Genomic DNA, 26128 nt, shown 5'->3' with positions numbered 1-26128 from the left:
TCGTGGAGCGGTGCGGAGCAAAGGGGCGGGGTTCAGGGGGTGAAGCGGTAGAGGACGGTGCGGGCGGCGAAGCGCACGTCGGCGGTGAGACTGTGGGAGACCGCGATCAGCAGCCCCTCCTCGTCGTCGTGGATGACGGCGACGTCGGTGGCGCCCGTGGTGGGGAAGGTCTCCGTGCGCACCAGCTGCCCGTCGCGCCACTGGTAGATCTCGGAGTCGAGGTCGGTGGTCGGGTCGGCCGGAGTGCCCAGGACGAAGTTCACGCGCACGACGTACAAGGTCCCGTCCGGGGTCGGCACGACGGCGAACTCGCGCGCTCCCAGCCCGTGCAGCGTCTGATGGACGACGAAGCGGGAGCCGTCCCAGCGCAGCAGCTGCGACTCGCTCTGCAGCCGGGCCACCAGCAGGAAGAAGTCGCCGTCGATGGCGAAGTGCACGAACGCGCGGCCGTGCCGGTCGGCCAGCTCCTGGTGGGGCTGGAACTTCTCTCCGTCGAAGCGGTAGAGCACCGACGGACCGACGTGCTCCGCGTGCGCCAGGAAGTGCTGGCCGTCGACTGCGAAGGCATGCCAGTTGTAGGCCCACTGGGAGTCGATGTCCTGGAAGTGGACGAAGCGTTCACCGTCCCAGACGAATATCGGGGAGGGCAGGTTGTCGTCCTCCTGCCCGGGGATGACCACTCCCTGGGCCAGGGCCAGGAAGTGACGGTCCTCGATCGTGAAGTGCTTCCACTGCTTGGCGGCGAAGCTGTCGAAGGACTGGAACTCGACGAAGGAGCTGCCGTCCCATTCGAGGACACGTGAGGTGGCGGCGAACTGATAAGGGCCTTTACCGGTACGGATGCTTGCCACGGCGAGGAAGGAGCGGTCGCCGATGCGGAAGAACTCCGCGTCCTCGCCGCCCGGCAACGGCACGCGTTGGAACGGCTCGTACCCCTGGTCGCCTCGCTTGAGCAGCAGCAGGTCGGTGTCGCTGTCTCCCCCGTTCATGTCCACCGGTGTGCCTGGCACGTCATAGGCGAGCTGGGGAATGGCGAGCAGACGCAGTCCGTCCAGGTCGAAGGGCTCTACGCCCCGGGCGCCCGAGGTGGGGATGGACTGGAACTCGGTGAGGTGTGTGCTGGGCATGGTTGTCGGGCCTCTCCGCAGGAAGTACGGGTGGTGGGTGCGTTGACCGGGCGCAGTCCGTGTCGACGTGTCGCCCCGGCGGCTGCCGTTGGGCCGGGTCACCCGGGAAGGTCCGCCGACGGCAGGGCGAAGTTGTTGTCGAAGACGTGGTCGGGGTCGTAGCGAGACTTGAGGACCATGAGCCGGTCGAGCACCGCTCCGGGGAAGGCGTCCTGCAGCTGTCGTCGTCCGGTGCCCGTTTCGAAGCTCAGGTAGAGCCCCTTCAGGTGCGGGTGGAGCCGTTTCCAGTGCCGGTCCAGGTCCTTGCGCCCCGCCGGCACGGTGGCGGCCATCAGCGAGAAGTTCTGCGTGCGGTGCGCGTAGGCCATCGCCGTCGAGGGCGTGTCGTTGACCGCTCCGCCGACGGACCGCAGCTGCACCATGGGTGCCCCTCCGGCCACCAGTACCGATGTGATGGCCGCGGCGGCGGGGTCGGTGATGTGCTCCAGCAGGCCGGACCGCGACACCGTGAGTGGCTGCTGCGCGTGCTGCGTCGCGTGCGTGGCCGGCAGCAGCTGGTGGTAGGGAGTGACGAAGGCCTGGTTCCGCAGCACGGGTCCGGCGGACAGCACGGGTGCGAGCGCCTCACGCGCAGTCTCGGTGTCCGCCCCCGCGTGCACGGTCATCGCCTGGGCGACGGGCTGTCCACCGGGGCCCGACATGAGCGTCAGGAAGCTGGTGACTGTTCGGGGCGCCGCCTCGACGGCGGCCCCCCACCGGGTCAGGAACGCGGCTGTGTCCCCGGCGTCGAAAACGGTGACCGCGGCGATCACGTCGCCCACCGGCTTCGCCTGGAACTCGAACGCCGTCGCGACCCCGAAGTTGGCTCCCGCGCCGCGTACGGCCCAGAACAGGTCCGGGTCGTGTTCGGCGTCGGTACGCACCACGGAGCCGTCGGCCAGGACGAGTTCGGCGGCGCGCATGTGGTCGATGGTGAGGCCGTGCAGGCGGGACATGAGGCCGATCCCGCCGGTGGTGGCCAGCCCGCCGACTCCGACGTCTCCGGTGTCTCCGGAGGAAAGGGCCAGGCCGTGGGGCGCGAGCTGGGCGGCGACGTCTCCCCAGCGTGCTCCCGCCTCCACGCGTACCAGCCCGGATCGGGCGTCGAGCACCTTCACGGCATTGAGTGCGAAGAGGTCGACGACGATGCCGCCGTCGTTGGTGGAGCGGCCGCTGATGCCGTGGCCGCCGCTGCGTACGGTGAGGGGAAGCCGTGCGGTGCGGGCGTGGGCCAGGGCGGCTGCGATGTCCTCATGATCGCGAACGCGTATCACGGCGGCCGGTGATCCGGTGCGGGTGTAGGTGTGCCGCACGGTGTCGTAGTCGCCGTCGCCCGGCCGGATCGCGACCGCGGCCAGACTGTCGGGCAGGGGCAGCCGAGACGCCGGCGGTGAGCTGTCGATGGTACGCATGGATGCCTCCGCGGTCTCCGTACGGGGACGGGGATCCGCACGTGTCCTTTACTGGGGTGGGGTGGTCCGCACGCCGTGGGCGCGGGTGATCAGGTACTGCAGCGGGGCGTCGGTGTACGGGCTGCTGCGGGCGACGAGCCGGCCCGCGTGCCTGCCGAGGTCCTCGGCGCTGAACCAACCGGGGTTGTCCGCGCCGATCGCGGCCCGCGGGCGGGTACGCATGGGGCCGATGATCAGCTCGTACACGCGCGGGCCCCTACCGCCCAGTTCCGCGTCCAGTGAGCGCACCAGCGACTTCTTCGCCGCGTTCGTGGCTCCCACTAGGGCGGCGAACGGATAAGGGATGTCCGCGCTGAAACCGCTCAGATGCACCAGCGCCCCGTCCCGGGACAGCAGGGGGGTGAGCGCGCGCAGCGCGTGGAAATGGCTCGTCAGGTTCGACGCGATCATTTCCTCCCACTCACGGTCGGAGATGTCGAGGACGCCGGTGCGTTCTGGGCTCCCCCAGTCGCCGATCGAGACGACGGCGCCGTCCAGCGCGCCGTAGGGCGACAACTGTGCGCGCACCTTCTCGCTGTCGGGATCGCCGACATCTACGGTTCGGGTGATCAGGGTGCCGGGCCCGGCTTCCTTCACGTAGTCGGCGAGGCCGGACAGTCGCTCCTCGCTGCGACCGGTGGCCACGACGGTGGCTCCCTGGCGAAGCAGCGCGAGGGTCATTCCCTCGCCGATGCCACCGGTCGCGCCCGCCACCAGAACGGTCCGCCCGGACAGCAGCCGGTCCTCCTGTATGTCGCTCATGGGGCGATCTCCTCTCTGTGTGGCAGGCCGAGACCCGCTGTGGGATGGGTGTGGTGACTGGCCGGTACTCGCGGTGCTCGCGTCGACAGCCTCAGGCGGCCGTGGCGGCGCGCTTGCCCAGTTCGACGGCGTTGAAGAAGGAGCGAGCGCTCATGGCCATGGCCGGCACGTTCTCCTGCATCAGGCGCATGCGGTGCGGAGCGTCGTGGAACTGGGGGTCGAGCTGGAATTCGGCGGCCAGGGAGAACCAGGTCACCGGGACGGCACCGGCCTGGACCATGCGCTGGATCGCCGCGTTGTGGGCCTCGAGCGAGGGGCTGGCGGAGGCGTCGACCGCCACGTGCACGCGGTAGCCCTCACGCAGGCCGCCGAGCACGGTCTGCAGCACGCACCCGTCGGTGGCGATGCCGCCGATCACCAGGTTCTGGCGGCCCTCCGCCCGGACCGCCTCGGCGAACGACTCGTCGAGGAAGGAGTTGAAGTCGACCGCGCGCTCGATGACCGGCTGGTCGCCGAGGGCCTCCAGCAGTTCCGGGTACAGCGGGCCGGACGGCTTGCTGGACTGGCCGTTGGTCACCACCAGGCCGCTTCCGTACCACTTCGCGGTCTTCGCCAGGCCCACGACGTTGTTGATGTGCTCCGCGAGGTCATGGGAGCGCAGGAGGTTCGCGAAACCGACGGCGTAGTCGACGAGGACGACGGTGGTGTTGGCCGGGGTGAGGGACTCAGGTGCCATGACTGGCCTTCTTTCTCTTGTGGTGAACGGCAGCGACGGTTCGGCTGCCGAGCAGACCGAGCGAGCCGAAGCCCACTCACTGATGACCGATTGGTCATTAGTGAAGGTAGTGCTTCGGGCCCCTAATGTCCAGGTGGTCACTTAAAAAGTTTGCCGGCTCGGGGTAAATGGGGCGGACAGGCGTAAATAGGCAGGCAGATCACCCCGTGTCTAATGACCAATGGGTCAGCACATTGGTGACCTTGTGTACACTTACGGGATGGACACGCCACCCACGAACCCCGTCGACCAGGGCGCTGCTCCGGTCAAGAAGCGCAGGCGGGACCCGGAAGCAAGCCGGGCCGCGATCCTCGAAGCCGCCCGGGCCGCCTTCGCCGAGCGCGGCTACGCCAGGACGACCGTCCGCGACGTCGCGCGCCGAGCCGGAGTGACCCACGGCCTTGTCCTTCGGCACTTCACATCCAAGGAACAGTTGTTCCTCGCCGCGGTCCCCAGCCCCCGCACGCTCATGGCGGAAGTGGCCGGCGACCCCAAGACCTTGCCGACGCGCATCGCCCGGTCCTACGTCCGGCGCATGGCCGAGAGTGGAGGCAGCGACCCGTTCGTGGCCATGTTGCGTGCGGTGGCCTCGGAGGAGGAGACCGCCAAACGGTTGTTCACCGCGATGCAGCAGGAGAGTCTGGAGATGTACCGGCAGGTGATTCCCGGCCCCGAACTGGAGGAGCGTGTGGCGTCTGTGGGCGCCTATCTCATCGGGGTGACGTTCTCCCGGTACGTCTTCAGGAGCGGGCCGCTGGCCGAGATGTCGGACGAACAGCTCGTCCGGCACCTCATCCCCAACCTGCGCAGCGTCCTGCTGGACTGACGACGGGTACCGCCCTGAGCACCTTCGCGTCCGCGAGGAGGCCCGCGCGGCGGGGCTGCCGTCGTCACCGCGGTGGAGCTGTCCAAGCGCCTCACGGCCGCGAAGAAGGCCCCGGAACGGGCCTGGCTGGGCCGAGGTGTCGGCGGTGGTCCTGCAGCAGTCCCTGCGGGACCTGGACACCGCGTATCGGAACTTCTTGGACGGCTTGAAGGGGCAAGCGCCCGCGCGTGGGTGCTCCCCGCTTCGAGTTGAAGCGGGACAACCGGCAGGTGATCCGGTTCACCGCCAACGCCGCCTGGCGGATCACCCCGGGCGGAAAGCTGCGCCTGCCGAAGATCGGGGACGTCCCCGTCCGCTGGTCCCGCACGCTGCCCTCGATCCCGGCCACCGTGACCGTCGTCAAGGACGCGGCCGGCCGGTACTTCACGAGTTCCGTCGTCGAGACGGACGCCACCGAGGTTCTGCCTCAGACGACGCCCGAGATCGGTATCGACCTCCGGGCTCGGGCAATTCGCCGTCCTCTCCGACGGCACCAAGGTCGACAGCCCGCGTTGCCTGCGCCGGGCCAACAAGCGCCTGCGCAAGGCGCAGCGGGACCTCTCCCCAGGCGGAAGGGCTCCAGCAACCGGGACAAGGCCCGACTGAAGGTCGCCCGCGCACACGCGCGGGCCGCCGACGCGCGCCGCGAGTTGCACCACCAGCTCTCGACGAGGATCATCCGCGAGAACGAAGCGGTTGCCGTCGAGGACCTGGCGGTGAAAGGACTCGCGCCCACGCGGCTCGCGAAGTCCGTGCACGACGCCGGATGGTCGGCGTTCGTCGGAATGCCGGAGTACAAGGCCGCCCGGTACGGGCACACCTCCATCCGGATCGGCCGCTTCGAGCCCACCAGTCAGGTGTGCTCCGCGTGTGGCGTCAAGGACGGCCCCAAGCCCCACAGCGTCCGCGAGTGGACGTGCAAGGCATACGGGGCCGTCCTGGACCGGGACATCCACGCGGCGGTCAATGTCACCAAGGCCGCCGGACTGGCGGTGTCAGCCTGTGGAGCGCAGGTAAGACGGGCACCCGTGCCCCCACCGCGCAGCGAAGCAGGAACCCACCCGAAGCGACCCACACGGCTTGTGCAGGGGCAGGCGGGAATCCCGGGCCTTCAGTGCTCCGGCCGTAGATCGTTAGTGCCCTGGCCTTGGGCTGTCTGCCACTGGCGGAAACTCAGGTGGCCTCAGCGCACGATCTGGGTAGAGTCGGGCGATGCCCGAGCTGAAGCGGCTGCATGCCGGCCACGCCCCGGCGGTCCTGGCCTTCGAGCTGGCGAACCGTACCTACTTCGCTGCCTCCATCCCCGACCGCGGCGACGACTTCTTCGACCAGTTCACCGACCGGTACAACGCCTTGCTGGCCGAGCAGGAGGCCGGCATCTGCGCCTTCTACGTGCTCGTCGCCGAGGAAGGCTCGTTACTCGGCAGGTTCAACCTGTACGACTTGGAGGACGGCACTGCCAGACTCGGCTACCGGGTCGCGGAGCAGGTCGCCGGCCGCGGCGTGGCGACCACGACCGTCCGGGAGCTGTGCCGGAAGGCGACAGGGGTGCACGGCCTGCGCACACTGCGGGCGGCCACCTCCCACGACAACGCCGCGTCCCAGAAAGTCTTGACCAAGGCCGGGTTCGTCCCGGTTGGCCCTGCCACCCCGGCCGATCTCGGCGGCAAGTCAGGCACCTGGTACCAGCGCGACCTCCAGCCATAGAACTTGGTCTTGCTCGTGGGTCGGCTGCGGGAAGGCTGCGGCCACCGCTGATCACCGGTGTGGGAGATCAACGATCTTGCGGTGGCCGCAGGTCACAACGTAGACACTGCCCGCTGGCAGGAAGCGTTCGAGGGCCTGATGAGCCGGATAGCCGACCGGTTCGTCCGGGTCGAAACCCGGCGTCGGGTACGGGAGCTGGCGCTGGGGCTGCTGTCGGACCTGCCACGCGAAACTGCTGGAGCATCGCCGAGTGGGCCGGAGAGGCCACCCCGGACGGCATGCAGCACCTGCTCGGCCGGGCTCATGGGACGCCGACGCCGTGCGCGATGACGTGCGCGAGTACGTCCCGGAGCTTCTACACGACGAGGGCGCAGCGTTGGTGGTCGACGAGACCGGGGACGTGAGGAAGGGCACGCACACCGTCGGCGTCCAGCGCCAGTACACCGGCACCGCCGGGAGGATCGAAAACGCGCAAGTCGCTGTCACTCGTCTACGCGGGACTGCGCGGGCACGCGGCGGTGGACCGGGGGCTGTACATCCCGCACTCCTGGACGCGCGACCCAGATCGATGCCGAGCCGCGGGCCTGGACGAGGACACCGTCTTCGCGGCCAAGCCGGAGCCGGCCGCCCGCATGATCGGCCGATTTCTCGATGCCGGGCACCGCGCCGGCTGGGTCGCGGCAGACGAAGTCTACGGCGGCAACCCAAAGCTGCGCTCCGCGCTGGAAAAGTGCCAGGTCGGCTATGTGCTCGCCGTCGCCTGCTCACATGAAGCCACCACCGGCGCGGGGAAGTTCCGCGCGGATGCCCTGGCCGCGCAGGTGCCCAAACCGGCCTGGCAGAAGCTGTCGGCCGGGGCCGGTGCCAAGGGGCACCGCTTCTACGACTGGGTCGTCATCGACCTGGCCGAACCCCGGCCCGGCAGCCGCCAGCTGCTGATCCGCCGCAGCCGCACCACCGGTGAACTCGCCTACTACCGCTGCTTCTCACCCGCCCCCGTGCCCCTGACCGCCCTGGTCCGCGTCGCTGTATCAAGGTGGCGGGCGGAGGAGACCTTCCAGTCCGGAAAGGGCCTGGCCGGACTCGACGAGCACCAAGTCCGCCGCTACACCTTCTGGTCCCGCTGGGTCACCCTGACCATGCTCGCTCACGCCTTCCTCACCGATGTCCGCGCCGACGAACACGCCCGGCACCCCGCACCTGACGGGCTCATCCCGCTCACCCGCAACGAGATCCAGCGACGGTTCATCACCTTGGTCGTCCGGCCCGTGCGCGAGGTAGCCACCGGTTCGCCTGGCCCGCCTGGCGACGCCGCCACCAGGCCGGGCCCAAGCCAGCCATGACCGACGACAAGCCGCGAATCAGATATGAAGATCACGATCTACGGCTGGAGTACTCAGGCCCGGGAGGATGTCAAGGCTGGAGTATGGAAAACGTCCCGTCCTGTGCCGGCGTGAGTAGCCGCGGTCAGGAGATTCCGTATCAGCGCTGGATCGCGAGAGCTTCGCTCCCCAGGGACCTCAACGCCTGCATGGCCTCGCGCTCCATTCGTGAGACATCGCCGAGGATGGTGCCTGCCTGCACGAGGCACTGCGCATTGCCTGATTCACCGGCTTTCGTGATCAGTGCTGCGGCTTCTGTCCATAGGATGGCTGCCTCGGTGTACAGCCGGTAGCCGGTGCGCAGGTGGCTGCTGTCGAGCAGTTGAGTGCATTCGGCGAGGAAGTCACGGTAGAGGTTTCGGAACAGGGCGCCGCCGGTGCCGGCCTTCTCCATCAAGAGGGCGGCCTGCGGTAGGTCCCGCTGCGGGTTGTCGGTCCGTTGGAGCCATGTGCGCACCAGCTTGCCGGCCTTCTCGATGCCCCGGTGGCCGAGGTTGGCGATGGGCGGGTTGAGGAACGCGTCGGCGCAGGTGGTGATGGCGGGGATGATGTGGGCCTGTGGCGAGGGCACTTTGCCAGGAGCGGTGAGGGTGAAGGAGCGGTGCTTGGCAGCCATCGGGCCGCGCGCTGCCCTGGCCTGGGCGAGGCTGGTCAGGCTGGTGGATACCTTTCCGCCTTGCTGGTCGGTGTCCACCAGAAAGGCGTCGTGGTCGTCGTATCCGTACATGGCGACGACGTGACCGCCGAAGTGCACCTTCGACCCGAAGTAGTCCAGGTAGTAGCTGTCGAGCTGCAGTCCGACGGGGTGGCCGGCGCCGACGGGTGCCGCCACGTTCTCCCAGGCCCTGCGCGGGGAGGTGGTCTCCTGGACCACAAGCTCGAGCCCGAGTCGGCCGGCCAGGTTTCTGGTGAGGTCGAAGGGCTTGACCCGTCCCCCGAGGAAGGGGAAGCCCATGTTCTTGCTGTCCCAGTAGACGAAGGACAGACCGGAGCCGAGGCCGAAGAGCATGGGCTCGGACAGATCGAGTCCCTGGTGCCGCAGTAGCACCCCCAGAGCTGTCGTCTCGCAGTGCTGCGTACCGCGGGCCTCAATGGCGATTACCGTGGCCATGCCATGCCTTCCTGGACGGTGATGATGGGCGGTAGTTGTTCCTGCGTTCCGGACCGGGGCCTGTCTGCACCAATGATTCCGGAGGATTTGCGGGGTCAGAGCGGAGCGTGGTGATGCGCGTTCCGGTTCGGTGACGGGCCGGAAGCGCGGCGGGGTGGGTGTCTCTCACTCGGAGCTCCTGTGCCGGGCTGGAGGACCCGCAGGCCGGCTGGGGTTCCGCGTCATGTGGCAGGGCGGGAGCCGGGAGTGTGGCAAAAGGTGCGGCGGAAGACGTCGATGAAGGTGCTGGCGGATGACCAGCCGCATCGGTGGGCGACTGTGGTGACCGGAGTGTCGTCGGCCAGGAGGATAAACGGCGGCGGGGGTCTCGGTCGGTGTAGAGGGCAGTGAGGACCACTCCGGCGCCGGCTCCGCCTGCCGACCTCCGCTCTAGGCACGTGATGGCCAACTGGGTCATGGAACGGCCGGCATCGTCTTCGACCCGGGCGACGTCAGAGGCAGGCTGCGAGCGCAGGCGAGGCTGATGGGCGTGGCGAACCGCGCCAGCGACAAGCTCGCTGACGAAGCGGATCTCCTGGGGGCCCGAGCCCAAGTTCATCCGGAGCCTTTGCGGCCCTGCGGAATGTACGGCAGTGAGGTACAGCAACCGCCCCACGATCACCCGTCGTGTCGGACAGCTTTGCCGATTGCGGCACACCTTTGCCCAGGCGCGGGGAGTCCCTGTGGTCCAGTGGCCACTCCCCCAGGGGCTCTCGCCCGGCTGCGGGGACCGTAGGACCAGGCGGCTGGCGGTTGGTCAGGCCGGATTGGCGCGACCGCTCTGCGGATCCCGGTTTCAGCGGTGTGTGCCGTGTCACGCACCCCAAAAGCCACCTAAGTTGTCTGCATCACAGCGCAAATGTCCATTTAGCGTCCATGCTCGAAACGGATGTCGGGTCCCGAAGTAGGACTCAACGGCATCTACTTGGGCGCAGATCCCAAAGTGACCCATGGCACAGCACTCGTGAGTGCGTTCCCCCGGCTTCCCCTCGGAAGGTGCACCCTTATGGCCGCTTTTCTCTGTCCTCCCGCCGTGATACACGGCGAGCACGCCGTGAAGACCAGCCAGATCGTGTCAGAGGTGCGCGACCGGCACCCGCACGCGGCGTGGGCGCCCCGGATCGACGGCATCGCGGCCAGTACGGGCATCGAGACCCGCGGGTGGATGCTGCCGCTGGAGGCCGCCGTCGCGCCCGGCAACGGCAGTGGCCTGCGGGCTGTCGGCATCGAGCCGGCCCAAGAGGCGCTGGCGCGCGAAGGGTTCACCCAGCAGGACGTGGACCGCGTGATCGCCGCCCTCGAGACCATACCCGCGCCGCAGACCATCCAGGAGCGCACCGCGCCGGCCTGGGAGGCCGTGCAGTCCTACGCGGAGCGTGCGGCGCGCGGGGCCCTGCAGACTGCCGGGCTGGACGCCGCAGACGTCGACTGTCTGATTACCAGTCACTCCACCACACCCGCACTGCCGGGTCTGGACATAGCCCTGGCCAACAAGCTTCCGCTCCGCAACGATGTGACGCTGCTGCCGGCCACGCAGTGGGCCTGCATCGCGGGCACCCGCTCCCTGGCACTGGCGGCGGATCTCGTGGCCGCGGACCCCGACCGGGTGGTCCTGGTCGTCATCGCGGAGGCGCTCAGCACGACCTACCAGCCCGCAGACGACACCCTCGAGTCCCTGATCGTCCGGTTGCTGTTCGCGGACACCGCGGTCGCCGCGGTGGTCACCGGTCGCCCGAGGCGCGAGTCGGTGCTGCGGCTGGACGCTGCCTGGCACCACACCCTGCCCGGCACCCAGGACCTGCACCGCCTGGAGACACGGGCGGACGGCAACCACTTCGTGATGGACCGGCGCGGGCCGCGCGCCGTACAGGAGACGGTCACCGCGATGTGGGAGTGGCTGCGTGTCCGCTACCAGGACGACCCCAACTCCTGGCACCCCGACGTCCTGCTCGCGCACCCCGGGGGGACCCGGGTGCTGGAGTACATGGAGCAGACGATGCCCGACGCATGGCCGCCGGGGCTGCTGGACTACAGCCGGGACAGCTACACCAGCGGCAACCGCGGAGGCGCCGCCGTGTTCGACATCCTGCGGCGGGCCCATGACGCCGGGCAGCAGAAGCCCGGCAATCGCGCCGTTCTGTACGCGGCGGCACCCGGCCTCACCGCCACCGCCTTGGAAGGGGAGTGGCTGTAGAGCGAGGCCGCGCCACCCGTACCGGCAGATGGGCCGCCCCCATCATCGGTCACGCCGCCGCTACCGCGGAGGCGCCGCCCGCACCCTCGCCGCGCCCTGTACGCCGGCCCCGCCCCCGTACGCCGGCCGCGTCCTCGAGGCGTAGCAGCGTCATCTCGCGACTTCCGCCCAGACCACCTTGCCGGTGTCCGTCCACCGCACCCCCCACCGGGTGGTGAGTCTGTGCACGATGTGCAGGCCACGACCGCCGTCGTCGAGCAGGCCACCCCGCCGCAGGCGTGGCCTGCCGTTGCCGGTGTCGCCCACCTCGCACAAGAGGCCGTGACCCGCCCTGATCAGCCGGACCGTGATGGGGCCGGTGGCGAAGTTCACCGCGTTCGTGACCAGTTCGCTGACCAGCAGCAGCACCTTGTCCCGGGTGCCGTCCCTGGTGCGCCATTGCCCCAGCAGCGCGGAGACCTGCGCGCGGGCACGGGCCGGGGCGTCGTCGCGGGCGGGCAGCCGCCAGGTCGCGGTGTCCCCCTTGCGGTACCCGATCATCCGAGCGAGCAGCAGGGTCACATCGTCGCGCTGGCGCACCGGTGCCAGCGCGGAGACGACGTGGCGTGCGGCCTGCTGCAGGGTGTCCCAGGGGTGCACCGTGGACACTGCGTCCGCCAGCCTGCCGATGCCTTCGTCGATCGGCACGGCGGGATCCTCCACCAGGCCGTCGGTGTAGAGGGCGAGCAGGGAGCCCGGGGGTGCTCGGAACGTGAGCACGTCGAGCGGTTCCCGCAGGGCGAACTCGGCGCCCAGGCCGGGATGGGGCCGGACCGCGAGCGGGCCTGCGTGCCCGTCCGGGGAGACCAGGACCGGGGGGAGGTGGCCGGCGCTGGACAGTGTCACGTGGTGGCTGACCGGGTCGTAGAGGGCGATGCAGCAGGTCGACCCGAGGGCGCTGTAGCCGGCCGTCAGCCCGGACTCCGCGTCGTCCAGCAGCGTCACGGTCTTGTCCAGGTGCTCGAGTACCTCGTCGGGGGCGAGCCCTGCGGACAGGAGCGCGCGGGCCTCCATGCTCAGCTGGCCCATGGTTGCCGCAGCTCCCAGCCCGTGCCCGACGACGTCGCCGACCACCAGCGCGGTGCGGCCGTCCGGCAGCGGGAAGCTGTTCACCCAGTCGCCGCCGACGCCCGCGCTGTCGGGGGTGGCAGGGTGGTAGACGCTCGCGATCTCGATCGTGTCGCCGCCGGTCCGGGGCAGGAGCCGCCGCTGCAAGGCCAGTACCTGCGTGTGCTCGCGCTGGTGCTGACGGGCGAGGTCGACGTGGTGGGCGGTCCTGGCCACCAGTTCCTGCAGGTCGAGCAGCTCGCTGTCGCGGAAGGGGCAGTCCGCCCGCCGCCAGACCTCCGCCACTCCCAGTACGACGGGCGGCACGGCGTCCAGGACCAGCGGTATGCACGCCACAGCTGCCGACCGGTCACCAGGCACCAGGGCCCGCACGAGTCGTGGACTGCCGAGTACCCGTTCGACCACCTCCCGGTCTGGTATCACGATGGTCTGTGGGGCATCGTCCCGTAGTACCGCCTGCGCCAGCAGGCGACTGGCGTCGCTGGGAAGATCGTCGCCCGGAGTCACGTAGCCCTCGGGCCACGCCCGGTCCGGTACCAGGGCCGCCCGCCGGAGTCGAATGCGTCCCTGCGCCTGCCCGGTGACTCCCTCGCCCGTCCACACGGCGAAGTCGAGGTCGACGGCGGCGACGTCTCCCCAGGCCAACAGAGACTCCGCCAGCGACTGCGCGGTTTCGCCGATGTCCAGCGAGGTGCCGATCGCAGTCTCGGCGGCGTACAGGTGCAGCCTCCTGGCCATGGCGATCAGGGAGACTGTCAGGCCCTCCGCAGGCGCCGCGGCGGGCAGGATGCTCATCGAGACCACCAGCTCCGATCCGTCGCCGCGCCGCAGGCGCTGGATCCGGGCGACATGCGCCTCACCGGTCTCCACGACCTGCCGCAACCGCCGTGTGACCGTCGGTACGTCGCCGGGGGGCAGAAGATCGACGAACGGCCTCCCGGCCACGGCGTCCAGGCCCGCGAACACGGGGGCGTCCAGATTACAGCGGGTGACTGTCAGATCCCTGTCCAGGTTGACCGCGCCGAGGATCTGCTCCTGACGGCCGGCTGCCGGGTCGTCGGGTACGCGTTGGCGCACGGTGGGGCCCTGCGCGTCGGCAGGACTGGCGGCCGCGGCATCTCCGCCGGGCGGGATGTACCGCCCCAGGGCGCTGCTGACCATGTCGAACGCCGAAGGGGACGAGGGGTGGGGTGTGGAGTCCATGCGGCTCTCTCGGCAATCCCCGGCGCAGCGCCGGGGCCGTACTCGGACTCGTGCGACGGGGCCCCGGAGATCCCTGCCCGCACACCTCATTGAATAACAGCGGGGATCGCTTCGCCCACACCAGCGAATCCCGCGGTGAACGCGGACCGAAGTCTGGCTCGCGTACACCGGCACCCGACGACGGCGTCGGGCTGAGGGTCGATCGCCGTGGCAGCGCCGGTCAGGGTCAGGCCTTCCGCCAGGAACGCAGCCTCTCGGCGACGCCGTACGAGTCCAGCCGCAGCGCCCGGATGTCGTAGATCAGTTCCCGCCAGAGCTCGAACTTCGTGTCGACGCGTTCTCCGGAGGCCTCGAGGTAGGCGAGGGCGATGCCGTATCCGTACACCTCATTGCGCGCCGGGAGCGGGCGTAGCAGCACGCACTCCTCCAGCATGACCGCAGCCCGCCAGAAGGCGTCGGGATGGTGCTGATCGTGCCGGGGCGGGTCGACCCGGTGGCGCTGGGCCAGGCCGACGAGGATAGAGAAGTCGTTGACGGTCAGGTCGTCCCGGAGGATTTCTTCCTGGCGCTCGAGGAACCATCGGTAGTCGACGTACACGACGGGAGGCACAGGTCAGGCCGCCCGCGAGGTGTCGTGCGCGCCGGACGGCAGCCCGCCGAACTCGGCATCGAAGGCGTCCATGACGCCGGGCTCGCTGATCGCACGGCGGAACGCGGCGGTCGCCGTCTGCAGGGCCCGCTCCTGTTCCTTCTCCGCAGCCACCTTGGCAAGGTAGGCCTTCACCGACAGACCTTCGGCAGCGGCGAGGCCCTGCAGGGTGTCCCTGGTGCTCGTGTCGACCTTGACAGTGGTTTCAGCCATACCCGCAAGTATCCCGCACGGTATACGCGCCGCGCTACCCGCTTGTGAGTGCATGCGCCGCTTCCCTGCTCACGGGCGGCACCAAGAGATCACATCCAGGGTGCTACTCGTGCGCGCTGGGAGGTGCACTGAGAGGTACGGCCAGGGGGTGCGCGGCTTGTGCGTCTTCTTCGCGGTCGATCTTCCATACCTCTTACGCGCAGGCGGTCGAGGACACGGTGAAGGCAGCTCGCGCTGGAGATGCTCGACGAGTTCGCCGCCCTGCGATTAGGGCCCGCGGTGCTGGTCGCGGACACCCGCTACGGCGCGAACGCCGACTTCCGTCACGCGCTGGAGGAAGGGGGCCCCGCCTACGCCCGGCAGGTGAGGGCGAGCCGTACGAGGACCCCGCCGGCTGCCCGCCCTGCTCGCCACCGCCCGGGGCACCAGCACCCTGCGCGACCTGCTGTCCGAGCCGTACGCCCATGATCGGGATCTGCTGGGCACGGCGGCAGTCGCCGACCTGCACGCATTGACGCAGGCGCATCTGGGGGGCGGGCGCGAGCCTGGGCGGCGCTCGATGCCCTGCTGCCCGAACACAAGGGAACCGTCGCGGAGCTGATCGCCGAGGCGGGGAGGGCCGCGCGCGAGATCGCCACTGAGACCGAACCGCCGGCCGCCGTGACGCCGCCCCGGCCGACCCCGAGCCGGCGTGAGCGGGCGCAGGCCGGCACGGCGCTCAACGCGCCGCCACCCGGACACCGCGAAACGGTCATGGAGCCGACCGCCGACGAGGACAGGGCCACGGCTGAGACCGTCGCCGAACCCCAACCGCCGGCCTCAACACCCCCACCGCCACCCGCCGCACCGACGCGCCACCCCAGACCGCCGAAGCTCACGCGATCCTCACGGACCTCATCCACACCACACTCGGCACCAACCCGGCAGCCTGGCACGGAGTCGCTGAATGGAATCCACTCACAACAGTGGAAGCGCTGCTCACCGACAGGACACGCTGACCGACCACACCGGACCGTCGGACGTTCTCACGGTATGGGTCTTCACGAGCGCAAGGGCATCTTCGACGAGTGCACGGCATCTGAACTGCGAAGACATGGGCCTGCTAGGCTATGCAGATCTTCTGCCAACTAGACTATACTGACTGCACGGAACAATGAGGACATGATCGATCGGCATTCGGCACCGTGAGGCAGGCGCGTCGATGCGGACACATCCTTGTCTTGCTCGCAGCAGGCACCGACTCTTTGCTCCGACCTGCACGACTTGGGAGGGCCTACGTGATGTCGAAACGCACAGATGCCCAAGCTGACTCGATGTCGGCCGCGCCGCTCCTGGAGGATGACTTCGGGTTCGCAATTGGAGTGATCTTTCGTGCCTACGCAAGGGCGGTTGAGGCAGCTGTCACAGACCTCCCCGGGGGACCCCGCGGCTACTTCATCCTCGCGGCCGCAGTGCGGGGCGAGGCTGGGAGCCAGCGGTTTCTCGCTGACAGGCTAGGCGTCGATCGGACCATGATGACGTACTTGCTGGATGATCTGGAAGAAGCTGGCTTGGTGGAACGCAAGCCGGATCCAGCAGATCGCAGGAGTCGGCAGATCATCGCCACCTCGCGCGGAGAAGAGCTGTGGACAGCACTGCATGCCGAGGTCGACCTCATCGACCGGCAACTTCTGACTGTCCTGCCTGAGGAGTCGCAGAGCGCGTTCCGCGAGATGCTGTACTCGATCGCGCGCAAGGTGAGTGAGAACGAACAGCAGGTTTCCGCCAACTGTGTGGCAGAAGCCAAGGCCCAGAAGCCCGAGCGTGTCAGCCGCCGCAGACGAGCGCGCCCCAACATTTGACTCGTCCTGGCAACGACTCAGCAGCGTAGCGTCGAGCAACCGGCGACCGGTGCAAAGAACCGGGGCCATTGGGCCTCAAGCACACCGGCGCTCACGCAGTCCCAGAGACGAGGCGGCAGCTCCTACGTCTATGCGATGGCTGAGCCAACACGGTGATCGACACCCGCCGGTGATCCCCTCGCCGGACGGCGAAGCCACCCTTTTCCGCTGCGTTGGCGCTCGTCCGCACCACAGCTCATCGCTTCAGGGTGCGGGTCACCTGGTGGTGCGCCGGCTGCCCGCACCTCATGAACCCAGGGCACGTCAAACGCTGATGGCGCGCGGCTCCAGGTAAGCCTCCAGACCATACGTCCTGCGCCTGGAGACCGTATTGGGTGTCATTGACGATGCGCACCGCCTCGTCGTGGGATAACGACGAGCGCGGGGTCGAAGATCTCCTCGCGTGCGATACGCATTTCGTTGGTGACGCCAGTGAAAATGGTGTGGCCGAACCAGCCCTTGTCCACACCTTTTGGCCGCCCCTCTCCCCCGGTCAGGACCTGGGCGCCTTCCTCCAATCCCAGCCGGATGTAGCTCTGCACGCGGTCGAACTGCTGTTGACTGACCACCAGTCCGACGCCCGTTGCCGGGTCCTGCGGGTCGCCGACCTGGAAGGCGGGCATGGCCGACTCGATGGCCTGCAGCACCTCGTCGAGCTTGTGGCGCGGAGCGAGGATGCGGTTGCCCAGGAAACACGTCTGACCGTTGTCCAGAAAGTTCGAGGCGAGTGCTGCAGGAACCGCCGTCGCCAGGTCGGCGTCGTCGAGCAGGATCGTGGGGCCCTGCCGCCAAGTTCGAGGTGAGGCGCTTGAAGGTGTCGGCGGCGTTGCGCATGATCTGCAGTCCGACCACGGTGGAACAGTGAAGCCGACCTTGCCCACGTCACGGGGTGAGGTCAGAGCGTAACCGGCCACCGAGCCGCGTCCCGTGATGACGTTGATCACGCCGGACGGGACATTCGCTGATCGACCGTCTCGAACACGACCTGTGTCTGAAGTCGCTGAGTTGCTGGGCTTCACCACGATGGTGACGCCGGCAGCGATGGCGCTTGCGACCTCCTGCGGGATGAAGACAACACTGCGATTCCAGGAGTGATCACTGCGGCGACGCCCGGCGGCTCCATGACAATCGCGCCTGCGCCTCGAGTCTCGGTGAACTCATAGGACTCCAGGAGCGCCGCGGCCCCTCGAACATTTCGGGGGCAAACGGAATCAGCCCCTCGGTGATGCCGCGTATGACGCAGTACTCCGCGGCCATGGCCACCTTGGAAGTCGTTGGTCGAGGATGGCTATCGCTCCGCCTCGCTGGTCTTGGAGCAGTCCACGAAGGCGCGCACCGACCACCTCATCAGCCACACCGCCCCCCACCTAGTGTGTTGATTCACAGATGGTCGTCGTAACAGACCAATGCGCGTTACATTGGCTGCAACGCAGATCATCTGTACTGTGGACGGTCTTCCATGCCCGACTACGGTCACGAGCTCATGCTCGGAACCTTCATCACCCCAACCGCGCACGATCCCGGTCGCGTGGTGCAGCTGGCGGAACTGACGGAGGCCGCCAACCTCGACATCGCCACCTTCCAAGATCATCCCTACAACTCAGACTTCCTGGACACGTACACGCTCCTCACCTGGGTGGCGGCGAAGACCAGCAAGCTCCGTGTGTCGGCCAACGTCACGAACCTGCCGCTGCGGCCGCCGGCGATGCTCGCCCGCGCCGCAGCGAGCCTCGACCTCCTTTCTGGCGGACGCTTCGAACTGGGTCTCGGCGCTGGCGCCTTCCCCAAAGCCGTACATGGGATGGGAGGGCGCGATCTCACACCGGGACAGGGCGTGAAAGCCCTGGAAGAGGCGCTCGGCATCATCCGGAGTGTCTGGAACGCCGAAGAGTTCGGGCCGCTCCAGCATGAGGGCGAGTACTACTCGGTGCCCGCCATGAAGCGAGGCCCAAAACCAGCTCACGACATCGGCATCTGGCTGGGCGCCTACAAGCCGCAGATGCTGCGTCTCACTGCCCGCAAGGCCGATGGGTGGCTGCCGACACTGCAATACCTCCAGACACCGGGCATGGCCGAGGCGATCAAAATCATCGACGATGCGGCGCTGGACTCCGGCCGCGCCCCCGGCGATATCCGACGTCTGCTCAACCTCTTCAATGTCGGCTTCTCTTCAACCCAGCGCGGCTACCTGCAGGGTCCCGTGAAGCAGTGGGTGGAAGAGTTGCTCCCGCTGGTCCTCGAACACGGATTCTCGGCGTTCCTGATCGGACAGGACGACCCCAACGTCGTCCGTACCTTCGGTGAGGAAGTGGGTCCCGCCCTCCGAGAGGAAGTCGCACGCGAGCGGAAGGCAGCCGGCACGACGACGGGGCCGACCCGTTCGGCGGTCGTGCTGAGCAAGCGCCATGCGACGATCGACTACGACGCCCTGCCCGACTCACTGGCGAAGAAGGCCGTGGAACCCGGCGACCGGACGTACGAGGACGTTCGCCACTCCTACTCCTGGAGCGGCTCGCCCGCCCTGGTCATTCGATGCGAGAACGCGGACGATGTGGTGGCGGCCCTCGCCTACGCGCGCAGCCAGGACGTCGACATCTCGATACGCAGCGGTGGCCACGGACTGAGCGGCCGGTCCACGAACGACGGCGGCATCATCCTCGACCTCTCACAGATGAATTCGATCGAGGTGCTGGACGAGGCCACGGGGCGCATCCGGGTCGAACCCGGTGCGCGCTGGGGGCACGTCGCGCAGGCGCTGGCTCCCTACGGTCTCGCCATGAGCTCGGGCGACTACGGAGACGTGGGTGTGGGCGGTCTCGCCACCACGGGCGGCATTGGATACCTGGCGCGCAAGCACGGCCTGACAATCGACCACATCACGGCCGCCGAGATCGTGGTCGCCGATGGACGCAAGCTCCGGGTCGATGCCACACACCATCCAGACCTGTTCTGGGCACTGCGCGGGGCAGGAGCAAACTTCGGCATCGTGACGGCATTCGAACTCGATGCCTACCCGGTCGATAACGTGGCCTACGCAACGATCACAGTGGACGCCACCGAGACCGCAGACTTCCTCGTCAAGTGGGGGTGCCTGGTAGAAGACGCTCCGCGTGAGATATCGAGCTTCATGTCGCTCTTCCCCGCACGCAGGGGAGGACCGGTGAGCGCCCAGATCACCCTGGTGTACGCCGGAGACGATGTGGAAGCGGCGCAAGAAGCGCTGACCCCCTTCCTCACGGCCGGCCCGGTCATCCATCAGCAGGCACAGCTTGCACCCTACTACGCGATCGTCGCGCCACCTGAGAATCAGCACAGAGGGCAAGGGCTTTCGGATTCACGCAGCGGGATGCTCGAGCACCTGAGCAGGGAAGTCGCCGAAGTCATTGAAAGGATGATCAAATCTGGCGACATCATGGTCATGCAGTTCCGGTCGATGGGAGGTGCAGTGCATGACATCCCGCGGGACAGCATGGCCTGGTCACACCGCACGCAGAACTTCTCTGTGCTCGCCGCGTCGGCCCCGAGTCAGGTACCCCGCCTCAATGGCCACTGGGACAGGCTCTATCCGCTGCTGAACGGCATGTACCTGAGCTTTGAGACGAGTACCGATCCAGCGCGACTGCTCGACGCGTTCCCCGAGCCTGTTCTCGAACGCCTTCGTCGGTTGAAGGCCAAGTGGGATCCGGACGAAGTGTTCAACCGCAACTTCAACATCCCGCCGGCACCATGACCGGATGGCTCGGCTTTACGCCCTGATGGGCAGACCTGGCTTCTGGAAACCACCGCGTTTCCGGAGGCCAGTTGCGAGGGGCCGGCCGATACTCCTACCGGCGGGGAATAAACGACAGCACCTCCCCCGTCATTTGCGGTGGCTCGGCAGCGATCTCCCGGCAAGGGCCGCCAGCCCGGAGCTGAGCTGACATGTGAAACAGAAGCGGCGGGCCCGACTGGACGGGGGGCTCATCCGAGCCCGCCTGCGACCACCGTAGCCACAGTCGTGCGAGGCCACGCTCCGGTGGCGTAAAGAAGGGACAGTCCTGTCAGTCCTACGGCTACGCCAACGCCGACGCCGGTATGTGTCTTCGGCGGTGCCGCCATGACCGGGCGCAGGTTGGGCTGTGCTTCATGAGCTCCACGAGCATCGTGACGGTTGCTGCCCTGGCAGCGGATGATGTTGCAGTGCTTCAGGAGTTGTCGCCATCGGGGGTCAGATGACCATCGTCGAGCCGGGATACTTCCGGGCCGATCTCCTGGACGCGCCAACCTCAACGTCGTTTACGAGGCCACATCGGGCGCCGTTCATGGAGCCGTAGCGGGTGTCAACCATTCCCAGCCTGGGGATCCGGTGAAGGGCGCGGCGGCGGTCCTCGGGAGCAGCGTTGTTCACCGACTTCTCCCTGCTGCCGCCGGGACAGCGTAACCACCTATGGTTGACGTTCCTCGACCCGCAGATTCGCGGCATGTACGACGACTGCGCAGGGTGGCGCGCGAATGCGTCGCGTATCTACGCATGGACGCCGCACGCTATCCGGACGGCCCTGAACTCGCGCAGCTCATCGGAGAGTTGTTCTTGCGAGACCACGACTTCAGCTCCTGGTGGGCCGACCATCGCGTGCGGGCTCAGCGGCAGGGGCGCACGGAGACTCCAGCACCAAGGGGCGGGTGAACTCGATCTGGACTTCCAGGTGCTGGACGTCCGGGGCAGGACCGATCAGTCCCCTCTGGTCTCCACCGCTGAGCCTGGCATGAGCCCTGCCGAGGGCCAGGGCTGTTCCGTTGTCCCGTAAGAACTGGTGAGTTGTGTGGTGGGGGGCTCCCGCCCCACCAACTGGGCCCAGCCGATACCCGGAAGACTGTACGCCACGACCTGTGGCAGCCTGCCGTCATGCCAGCAGAGCTGAGAGAACATGCAGGCCGTCACTACGCCGTCCAGTTCCACTACGCGTTGCCAGACGACTCCTGGGCTGTGGAGCTGAGCGAGGCTGTGCCGGCACCAGCCGCGTGGGCTGAGATCCCCAACGCGGAGACGCATCTGCCTGGGGCCGCCTTCCTGGTGGCGTTCGTCCCCGACGAGGACCCGGGTCTGGAGCCGACGGTCCACATCCATAGCCATGACGAGCACGTCATCCCCTACGAAATCATGCACTGGTTCATGGAACTGGTAGCTGACCAGGTATATCGCTGCCGCATCGCGTTCGAGCAGGGTGAACCTGCGGCAGTGGAATGATCACGCCGTGGCTGATGTGATCACGGCGTCGGAGCCGTCCTGCGCAGCCCCGTTCAGCGGGCTGAGTCCGCGACAGTTCGGGAAGTTCGTGACAGCGTTGTGGCGGAAGGGCGCTGACCCGATGCGCAAGGGTCGGCCATGGGGATTGCCACTGGAAGATCGGGTTCTGCTGGGGGCCGCGTACTGGCGGACGAACCTCACGCTGCGGCAACTCGCTCCGCTGTTCGGGATCGCCAAGCGGCCGACCGCGTCATCGCCCACCTCGGGCCGTCGCTCGCGCTCCAGCCCCGCAAACGATTCCGCAAGGCGCCGTCCTGATCGTGGACGGCACCCAGATGCCCACCCGCGGCCACACGGTCGCCGAGCAGTCGAAGAACTACCGGTACTCGGCCGACCATCAGGTGGTCATCGACGTCGGCACCCGTCTCGTCGTCGCCGTCGGCCGACCGCTGCCCGGCAACCGCAACGGTTGCAAGGCGTGGGAGCTGTCCGTCGCGAAGGCCGCCGTCGGCAGGACAACCGTGATCGCGGACGGCGGCTATCGGGGCATCGGCCTGGTCATCCCGCTACCGCCACTATGATTCGTGTCCCTGTGGTCGTGTTCGAGTGCACGGGCGCGCTGTGCCTTCGGGTACGGGTGGGTGCCGACCTCGATTTATCGTTTGGCTGTCGCCTCCAGGCCAAGGGGACGCACCCTCAGGGCCCGCGCCGGTGTGGTCTGCGAAAACTCCGGCTCCACCGTCTGGACGACATAATTCTTCCCGCGGAGGCCCTATGCGCCGCTACTGGTACGCGCGCATAGGGTACGGCTCCACACCACGCGCCGGCGCGGATGGGAAGCAGCGCCGCCTGCCGCAGTGGCCAGGGCACGACGCCCCGAACCTTGGTTACACCATGAGACTCACCGGTTCGTTGATGGCCAGCAGCATCTTCCCGTAGGCCTCGTAGCCGACGGTCGGCACCAGGCCTGCGTGACGAGCTGCGACATTGGCGTCACGCCAGATGCGCTGAAGCGGGTTGGCTTCCGCGAAAGAGCTAGCGCCATGCACGTTCAGGAGGGTGTTGATGGCGTTGAGCACCTGCTGGGCCGCGTAGCCGGCCTGGGCCCGGACCTGGGTGCGTTGGCCGTAGTCCATGTCGCCCCGGTCGATCTGGTTCACGGCGTCAAGAACATGCAGCCGTGCCGTTCGCAGGCTCAGTGCTGCTTCGGCGAGCTGAATCTGCACGCCGACGGAGTCGGCCTGCCTGCCGTGAACGGTGAACGACAGGGGCTTGTCCTCCGCCGATGCCGTCACCATGTCGAGAGCGGCCTTACCGAGTCCCAGCAATGGCCCGGTCAGGCAGAGGAGCAGCATCGATCCGAAAGGCAAGGTGTAGAGGAACTCTTCCTCTCGGTTCGAACGGGGGTAGGTGCCCTGCGCAGCGGCGGGCACGGAGAGCACGCGATGGTCAGGCACCATGATGTCTCGACCGATCAGCGTGTTGCTGGCGGTCCCCCTCATGCCTGCGGTGTACCAGGTGTCTTCGAGCAGGAGCTCGGAGGCGGGTATGAGGACCAGCGCCTGGTCGACGACCGCGCCGTTTTCGTCTTGCAGCAGTGCGCCCACAGCAGCCCACGTGGCGTAGGGCGCGCCGGAGTTGTATGACCACTTCCCGGTGACCATCCAGCCGCCGGGGACCCGTCGGCCCATTCCGGTCGGAGCGGCGACGCCCGTCACTCGAGCATCGGGGTCAGCTCCGAATACCTCCTCCTGGGCCTCGTCAGGGAAGAGACTGGCCAGCCAGTTGGTCACCGTCACGATCATGGCAGTCCAGGCGGTCGCCCCATCCGCCTCTCCGAGCGCTTCGGAGACTTCCGTCAGGGTCCGAAGATCCGTCTCGTATCCGCCGAAGCGCTTCGGGGTCAGCATCCGGAAGATTCCTGCCTCGGTGAGCGCGTCAACGACTTCCGCAGGAACTGCCCGCTCTGCTTCTCCGCGCTGCGCGTGTGTCCGCAGCAGTGGCTGCAGCGCGCGGGCACGCTCAATGATTTCTTCCCTCGAGCTGATCTCCTGCTGCAGGCTTTCCATGTCATTCTGTGCGCGGCTGAGTGCCACCACTGTCTCCCTGTGATTTCTCTCGCTGAACAGACGTGAATATGCGGGTGTCCGTATGGGACCAGGTTGCGAACGGAGGGCTCTAGTCGTGGGGCACCAGCGCAATGTGGGACAGCAGACCCGCAAGGTCTTCAGGCATGGACAAGAAAGGTGAGTGGGCGCTCTCCATGGAGTGGACATCGTCAGCCCGCACCGCCAGGTTCCTCTGAAGGTGTGCCGGAAGGGCCTGGTCTTGCTCGCAGATGATGTACGTCGACGGAATGCTGTGCCAGCCCGCCACAGTCACGGTGTCCGTGAATGCCTTCGTGCTCTGAGGCACCAGTCGAGCAATGGCCTCTGCGGCCTCCGCAGGCGGGACGTCGGCGTAGAAGACTTTCCGCGGGTCGTCGGGAACCGCCTCGAACTCCTGCGTCTCGGGCGGCACCGGAGCGCCGTAGAAGCCCATGAGGCTTTCGCCGATGTCGAGCTGGAAGGCCGCGAGGTACGCCACCCGCGAAACGTTGGGCATGTCGGCGATGGCCTGGGTGACCGGGATGCCGCCGTATGAATGGGCGACTACGACGACCGGACCATCCATCGAGGCGAGAACATCCCTGACAGCGCTGGTGTCTTCGGCGATTCCACTGCGTCCGCCTGCGCTGGGGAGGTCGAGGGTGCGGGTACGGATGTCACGGGCTTCCAGAGCCGCCTGCAACTCGCTCCAGCACCATCCTCCGTGCCAGGCACCGTGGACAAGCAACAGCGTGGGGCGGGCTACTGAATGTGGGGCCACAGGAACTTCACTTTCATGATCATCGTCGAGGCGCCCGAAGGCGCAACGTGAGCCTAAGCGGCATCGGACATGTTGTCCAACACTCTGTCCTGGGACGTCTTCCGGGCCTGGACATGCGCTCGAATGACCAGGTGGCCATGCGGCACGGCCGCCCGCCCCCCTGCCATGAACAAGCAACAGGCAGCGGCACCCGCCGGCTCCCCGACGCACGGATACCACTCCCTGCGCGGGACAGCAGCGCCTCGTCCCTGGCCGCGCGCTCCACCGCGCGGCCACCGGCGAGGCACCTCACCGCTGCTGGCGCGAGCGCTCGCATTGCCGGTTGCCCACATCAGGCAAGGGGACCCCGGCACAGTCATGCAGATCGCGTCCGCCGCCTGCGTGAGGCAGGCACGACAGACGAGCAGCTTGCCCGGCTGAGAACTCAGTCGGTCTGGATCTGGGGGCCCGGACTCCAGAAGAGACTGCGCTGTCGATCGTCGCTGAACTCGTCGCCGGCCGCGGAGGAGCACGGGTTTTGATGGGCGATCAGGCAGACGGCGAGTCTCCAGAAAGGCTTCGTGGATGTCGTCGCGCCTCTCCCAGCGGATCCGTCGGCGGCGGAAGCCGTGGAGCCAGGAGATGGAGCGCTCGACGACCCGGCGGAGGGTGCCCAGGCCGGTGCGGTGAGGTTGTCCTCGTTCGGCGATCGCGGGCCGGATGCCGCGTTGCTGCCTGTTGTTCCATCACATCCCACCCTCTATCGCGGATGGCCTTCCCACCCGCGCTGCTCGGGAAGCCGACCCCGTAGATGCATGCCCGACGTGGGGGTTGCCTGACGCGCTCATCGCGGGAGGGTCGTAGGTCCTCGACGGTCAGCGGCCGCTGCACGTGCAGGAACGGGCGTCGTCGATCCGGTGCTCGTGGCGCAGTCGGAGCGTGCAGCCGGAGCGTAGTGGCGTGCTTGCGACGATCAGGTTGTTGCTCAGGGTGTAATCCGGTCGAGCCCAGAGGATGTCGGGCACCTGCTGCGCAGTGGACATGGACTCCTTCATGGGCTCAACGGGTCTCCGCCGCAAGGTCATTGATCATCAGTGGGTTGGCACAGCCCTGTGGGGCCTTGTGTGCGCGGTAGGGGCCGTTGACCGGAAGCACTCAGTGTGATTCGTCCCTTTGGGGCGGCGGCGCCTGGCCGATCGGTCGCCGCGTCAGTGTGAAGCTTCTGTCAGGTGCCCCGTAGGCCAAGGATCGGTCTGTCCGCCCGAAGACAGTCGGACTGCCGTCGTAGACGCCGACATGGCGGCTCGCCGCCCTTCACTGGACGGGCGCGCTCGCGCGCCGGAGCTCTCGTTCGGCACGTCGACGGTGTCGACGAGAACACCGGCACCACAGCACGTCAGGCGCCATGAGCGGTCAGTGGTGGACAGCTCAAGGGGCTCGGCGCGTCCTCTCCGCCGCTCCTGCCGTTGCCGCGCGCAGGCGAGACACGGCACGGACGAGCGGGATATCCCGAACAGACACGGGACCTCGGGCAGCGGGGAGAGGCTTCC

Annotated in this window: 18 protein-coding genes and 8 pseudogenes; 12 read left to right on the top strand and 14 right to left on the bottom strand. The window is 67.9% G+C overall.

Annotated features, from left to right (window positions below; translation table 11 throughout):
• Positions 1-32 precede the first annotated feature (32 nt).
• From ACIHAR_RS02620 to ACIHAR_RS02605, 4 genes are all read right to left on the bottom strand, one after another.
• Positions 33-1127, bottom strand: coding sequence for a hypothetical protein (locus ACIHAR_RS02620; RefSeq protein WP_400016128.1), 1095 nt, complete (start codon positions 1125-1127; stop codon positions 33-35).
• A 98-nt stretch (positions 1128-1225) separates the two neighbouring features.
• A complete protein-coding gene (locus ACIHAR_RS02615) occupies positions 1226-2578 on the bottom strand; it encodes an FAD-binding oxidoreductase (RefSeq protein WP_400016127.1) in 1353 nt (450 codons plus the stop codon).
• A 48-nt stretch (positions 2579-2626) separates the two neighbouring features.
• Positions 2627-3379 carry an SDR family NAD(P)-dependent oxidoreductase gene (locus ACIHAR_RS02610; protein WP_400016125.1) on the bottom strand — a complete coding sequence of 251 codons (753 nt, stop codon included), beginning with the start codon at positions 3377-3379 and terminating at the stop codon, positions 2627-2629.
• A 91-nt stretch (positions 3380-3470) separates the two neighbouring features.
• Positions 3471-4115, bottom strand: a complete 645-nt coding sequence (locus tag ACIHAR_RS02605; RefSeq protein ID WP_400016123.1) for an isochorismatase family protein — start codon at positions 4113-4115, stop codon at positions 3471-3473.
• A gap of 259 nt (positions 4116-4374) precedes the next feature.
• On the opposite strand from ACIHAR_RS02605, the gene ACIHAR_RS02600 reads away from it, so the two are divergent.
• The 4 genes and pseudogenes from ACIHAR_RS02600 to ACIHAR_RS02585 all read left to right on the top strand — a co-directional run bounded on the left by ACIHAR_RS02600 (position 4375) and on the right by ACIHAR_RS02585 (position 8097).
• Positions 4375-4980 (top strand): TetR family transcriptional regulator, encoded by a 606-nt coding sequence (locus ACIHAR_RS02600; protein ID WP_400016121.1) that lies wholly within the window; start codon positions 4375-4377, stop codon positions 4978-4980.
• Between the two features lie 227 nt (positions 4981-5207).
• A pseudogene (locus tag ACIHAR_RS02595) lies at positions 5208-5936 on the top strand (RNA-guided endonuclease InsQ/TnpB family protein); the annotation flags it as partial.
• Positions 5937-6231: 295 nt separating this feature from the next.
• On the top strand, positions 6232-6726 hold the full coding sequence (locus tag ACIHAR_RS02590) for a GNAT family N-acetyltransferase (RefSeq protein WP_400016119.1): 495 nt from the start codon (positions 6232-6234) through the stop codon (positions 6724-6726).
• A gap of 138 nt (positions 6727-6864) precedes the next feature.
• A pseudogene (locus tag ACIHAR_RS02585) lies at positions 6865-8097 on the top strand (IS701 family transposase).
• 111 nt (positions 8098-8208) lie between these two features.
• Here ACIHAR_RS02585 and ACIHAR_RS02580 read toward each other — a convergent pair.
• Both ACIHAR_RS02580 and ACIHAR_RS02575 read right to left on the bottom strand, forming a co-directional pair.
• Positions 8209-9219: a BtrH N-terminal domain-containing protein gene (locus ACIHAR_RS02580; RefSeq protein ID WP_400016117.1), complete on the bottom strand. Its 1011-nt coding sequence runs from the start codon at positions 9217-9219 to the stop codon at positions 8209-8211.
• 221 nt (positions 9220-9440) lie between these two features.
• Positions 9441-9569 (bottom strand): annotated as a pseudogene (locus ACIHAR_RS02575) (helix-turn-helix domain-containing protein); the annotation flags it as partial.
• 695 nt (positions 9570-10264) lie between these two features.
• On the opposite strand from ACIHAR_RS02575, the gene ACIHAR_RS02570 reads away from it, so the two are divergent.
• Positions 10265-11452 carry a type III polyketide synthase gene (locus ACIHAR_RS02570; RefSeq protein ID WP_400016115.1) on the top strand — a complete coding sequence of 396 codons (1188 nt, stop codon included), beginning with the start codon at positions 10265-10267 and terminating at the stop codon, positions 11450-11452.
• 150 nt (positions 11453-11602) lie between these two features.
• On the opposite strand, the gene ACIHAR_RS02565 is transcribed toward ACIHAR_RS02570, so the two are convergent.
• From ACIHAR_RS02565 to ACIHAR_RS02555, 3 genes are all read right to left on the bottom strand, one after another.
• Positions 11603-13762: a SpoIIE family protein phosphatase gene (locus ACIHAR_RS02565; RefSeq protein ID WP_400016113.1), complete on the bottom strand. Its 2160-nt coding sequence runs from the start codon at positions 13760-13762 to the stop codon at positions 11603-11605.
• Between the two features lie 226 nt (positions 13763-13988).
• Complete coding sequence (locus ACIHAR_RS02560) at positions 13989-14372, bottom strand: toxin Doc (protein ID WP_400016111.1); 384 nt, start codon at positions 14370-14372, stop codon at positions 13989-13991.
• Between the two features lie 3 nt (positions 14373-14375).
• Positions 14376-14624, bottom strand: coding sequence for an antitoxin MazE7 (locus ACIHAR_RS02555; protein ID WP_365466954.1), 249 nt, complete (start codon positions 14622-14624; stop codon positions 14376-14378).
• Between the two features lie 234 nt (positions 14625-14858).
• Between ACIHAR_RS02555 and ACIHAR_RS02550 the strand changes: the two genes are divergently transcribed.
• Positions 14859-15092 carry a transposase gene (locus ACIHAR_RS02550; RefSeq protein ID WP_400016340.1) on the top strand — a complete coding sequence of 78 codons (234 nt, stop codon included), beginning with the start codon at positions 14859-14861 and terminating at the stop codon, positions 15090-15092.
• A gap of 812 nt (positions 15093-15904) precedes the next feature.
• A complete protein-coding gene (locus ACIHAR_RS02545) occupies positions 15905-16465 on the top strand; it encodes a MarR family winged helix-turn-helix transcriptional regulator (protein WP_400016108.1) in 561 nt (186 codons plus the stop codon).
• A 377-nt stretch (positions 16466-16842) separates the two neighbouring features.
• On the opposite strand, the pseudogene ACIHAR_RS02540 reads toward ACIHAR_RS02545, so the two are convergent.
• Positions 16843-17583, bottom strand: a pseudogene (locus tag ACIHAR_RS02540) (aldehyde dehydrogenase family protein); the annotation flags it as partial.
• Positions 17584-17963: 380 nt separating this feature from the next.
• On the opposite strand from ACIHAR_RS02540, the gene ACIHAR_RS02535 reads away from it, so the two are divergent.
• From ACIHAR_RS02535 to ACIHAR_RS02520, 4 genes and pseudogenes are all read left to right on the top strand, one after another.
• Positions 17964-20234, top strand: coding sequence for an LLM class flavin-dependent oxidoreductase (locus ACIHAR_RS02535; protein ID WP_400016106.1), 2271 nt, complete (start codon positions 17964-17966; stop codon positions 20232-20234).
• 649 nt (positions 20235-20883) lie between these two features.
• Positions 20884-21170, top strand: a pseudogene (locus ACIHAR_RS02530) (hypothetical protein).
• A 219-nt stretch (positions 21171-21389) separates the two neighbouring features.
• Complete coding sequence (locus ACIHAR_RS02525; RefSeq protein ID WP_400016104.1) at positions 21390-21731, top strand: hypothetical protein; 342 nt, start codon at positions 21390-21392, stop codon at positions 21729-21731.
• 7 nt (positions 21732-21738) lie between these two features.
• Positions 21739-22297: pseudogene (locus ACIHAR_RS02520) on the top strand (transposase family protein); the annotation flags it as partial.
• 321 nt (positions 22298-22618) lie between these two features.
• Here the strand turns inward: ACIHAR_RS02520 and ACIHAR_RS02515 are convergent.
• The gene (locus tag ACIHAR_RS02515) at positions 22619-23827 is read right to left on the bottom strand and encodes an acyl-CoA dehydrogenase family protein (RefSeq protein WP_400016103.1); all 1209 of its coding nucleotides are present in this window, start codon (positions 23825-23827) and stop codon (positions 22619-22621) included.
• 82 nt (positions 23828-23909) lie between these two features.
• A complete protein-coding gene (locus ACIHAR_RS02510; RefSeq protein WP_400016101.1) occupies positions 23910-24599 on the bottom strand; it encodes an alpha/beta fold hydrolase in 690 nt (229 codons plus the stop codon).
• 291 nt (positions 24600-24890) lie between these two features.
• Here ACIHAR_RS02510 and ACIHAR_RS02505 point away from each other — a divergent pair.
• Positions 24891-25107 (top strand): annotated as a pseudogene (locus ACIHAR_RS02505) (XdhC family protein); the annotation flags it as partial.
• 37 nt (positions 25108-25144) lie between these two features.
• On the opposite strand, the pseudogene ACIHAR_RS02500 reads toward ACIHAR_RS02505, so the two are convergent.
• Positions 25145-25312, bottom strand: a pseudogene (locus ACIHAR_RS02500) (IS5/IS1182 family transposase); the annotation flags it as partial.
• A 141-nt stretch (positions 25313-25453) separates the two neighbouring features.
• Entirely contained in the window at positions 25454-25621 is a 168-nt protein-coding gene (locus ACIHAR_RS02495; protein ID WP_400016099.1) for a hypothetical protein, read from the bottom strand.
• Positions 25622-26128 lie beyond the last annotated feature (507 nt).

Origin of the sequence: Streptomyces sp. NPDC052016 (assembly GCF_044548445.1) — a bacterium.
Classification (GTDB): domain Bacteria; phylum Actinomycetota; class Actinomycetes; order Streptomycetales; family Streptomycetaceae; genus Streptomyces.
Note: the sequence above shows the minus strand (reverse complement) of the source record. Positions and strands in the feature narration are given on the sequence as shown.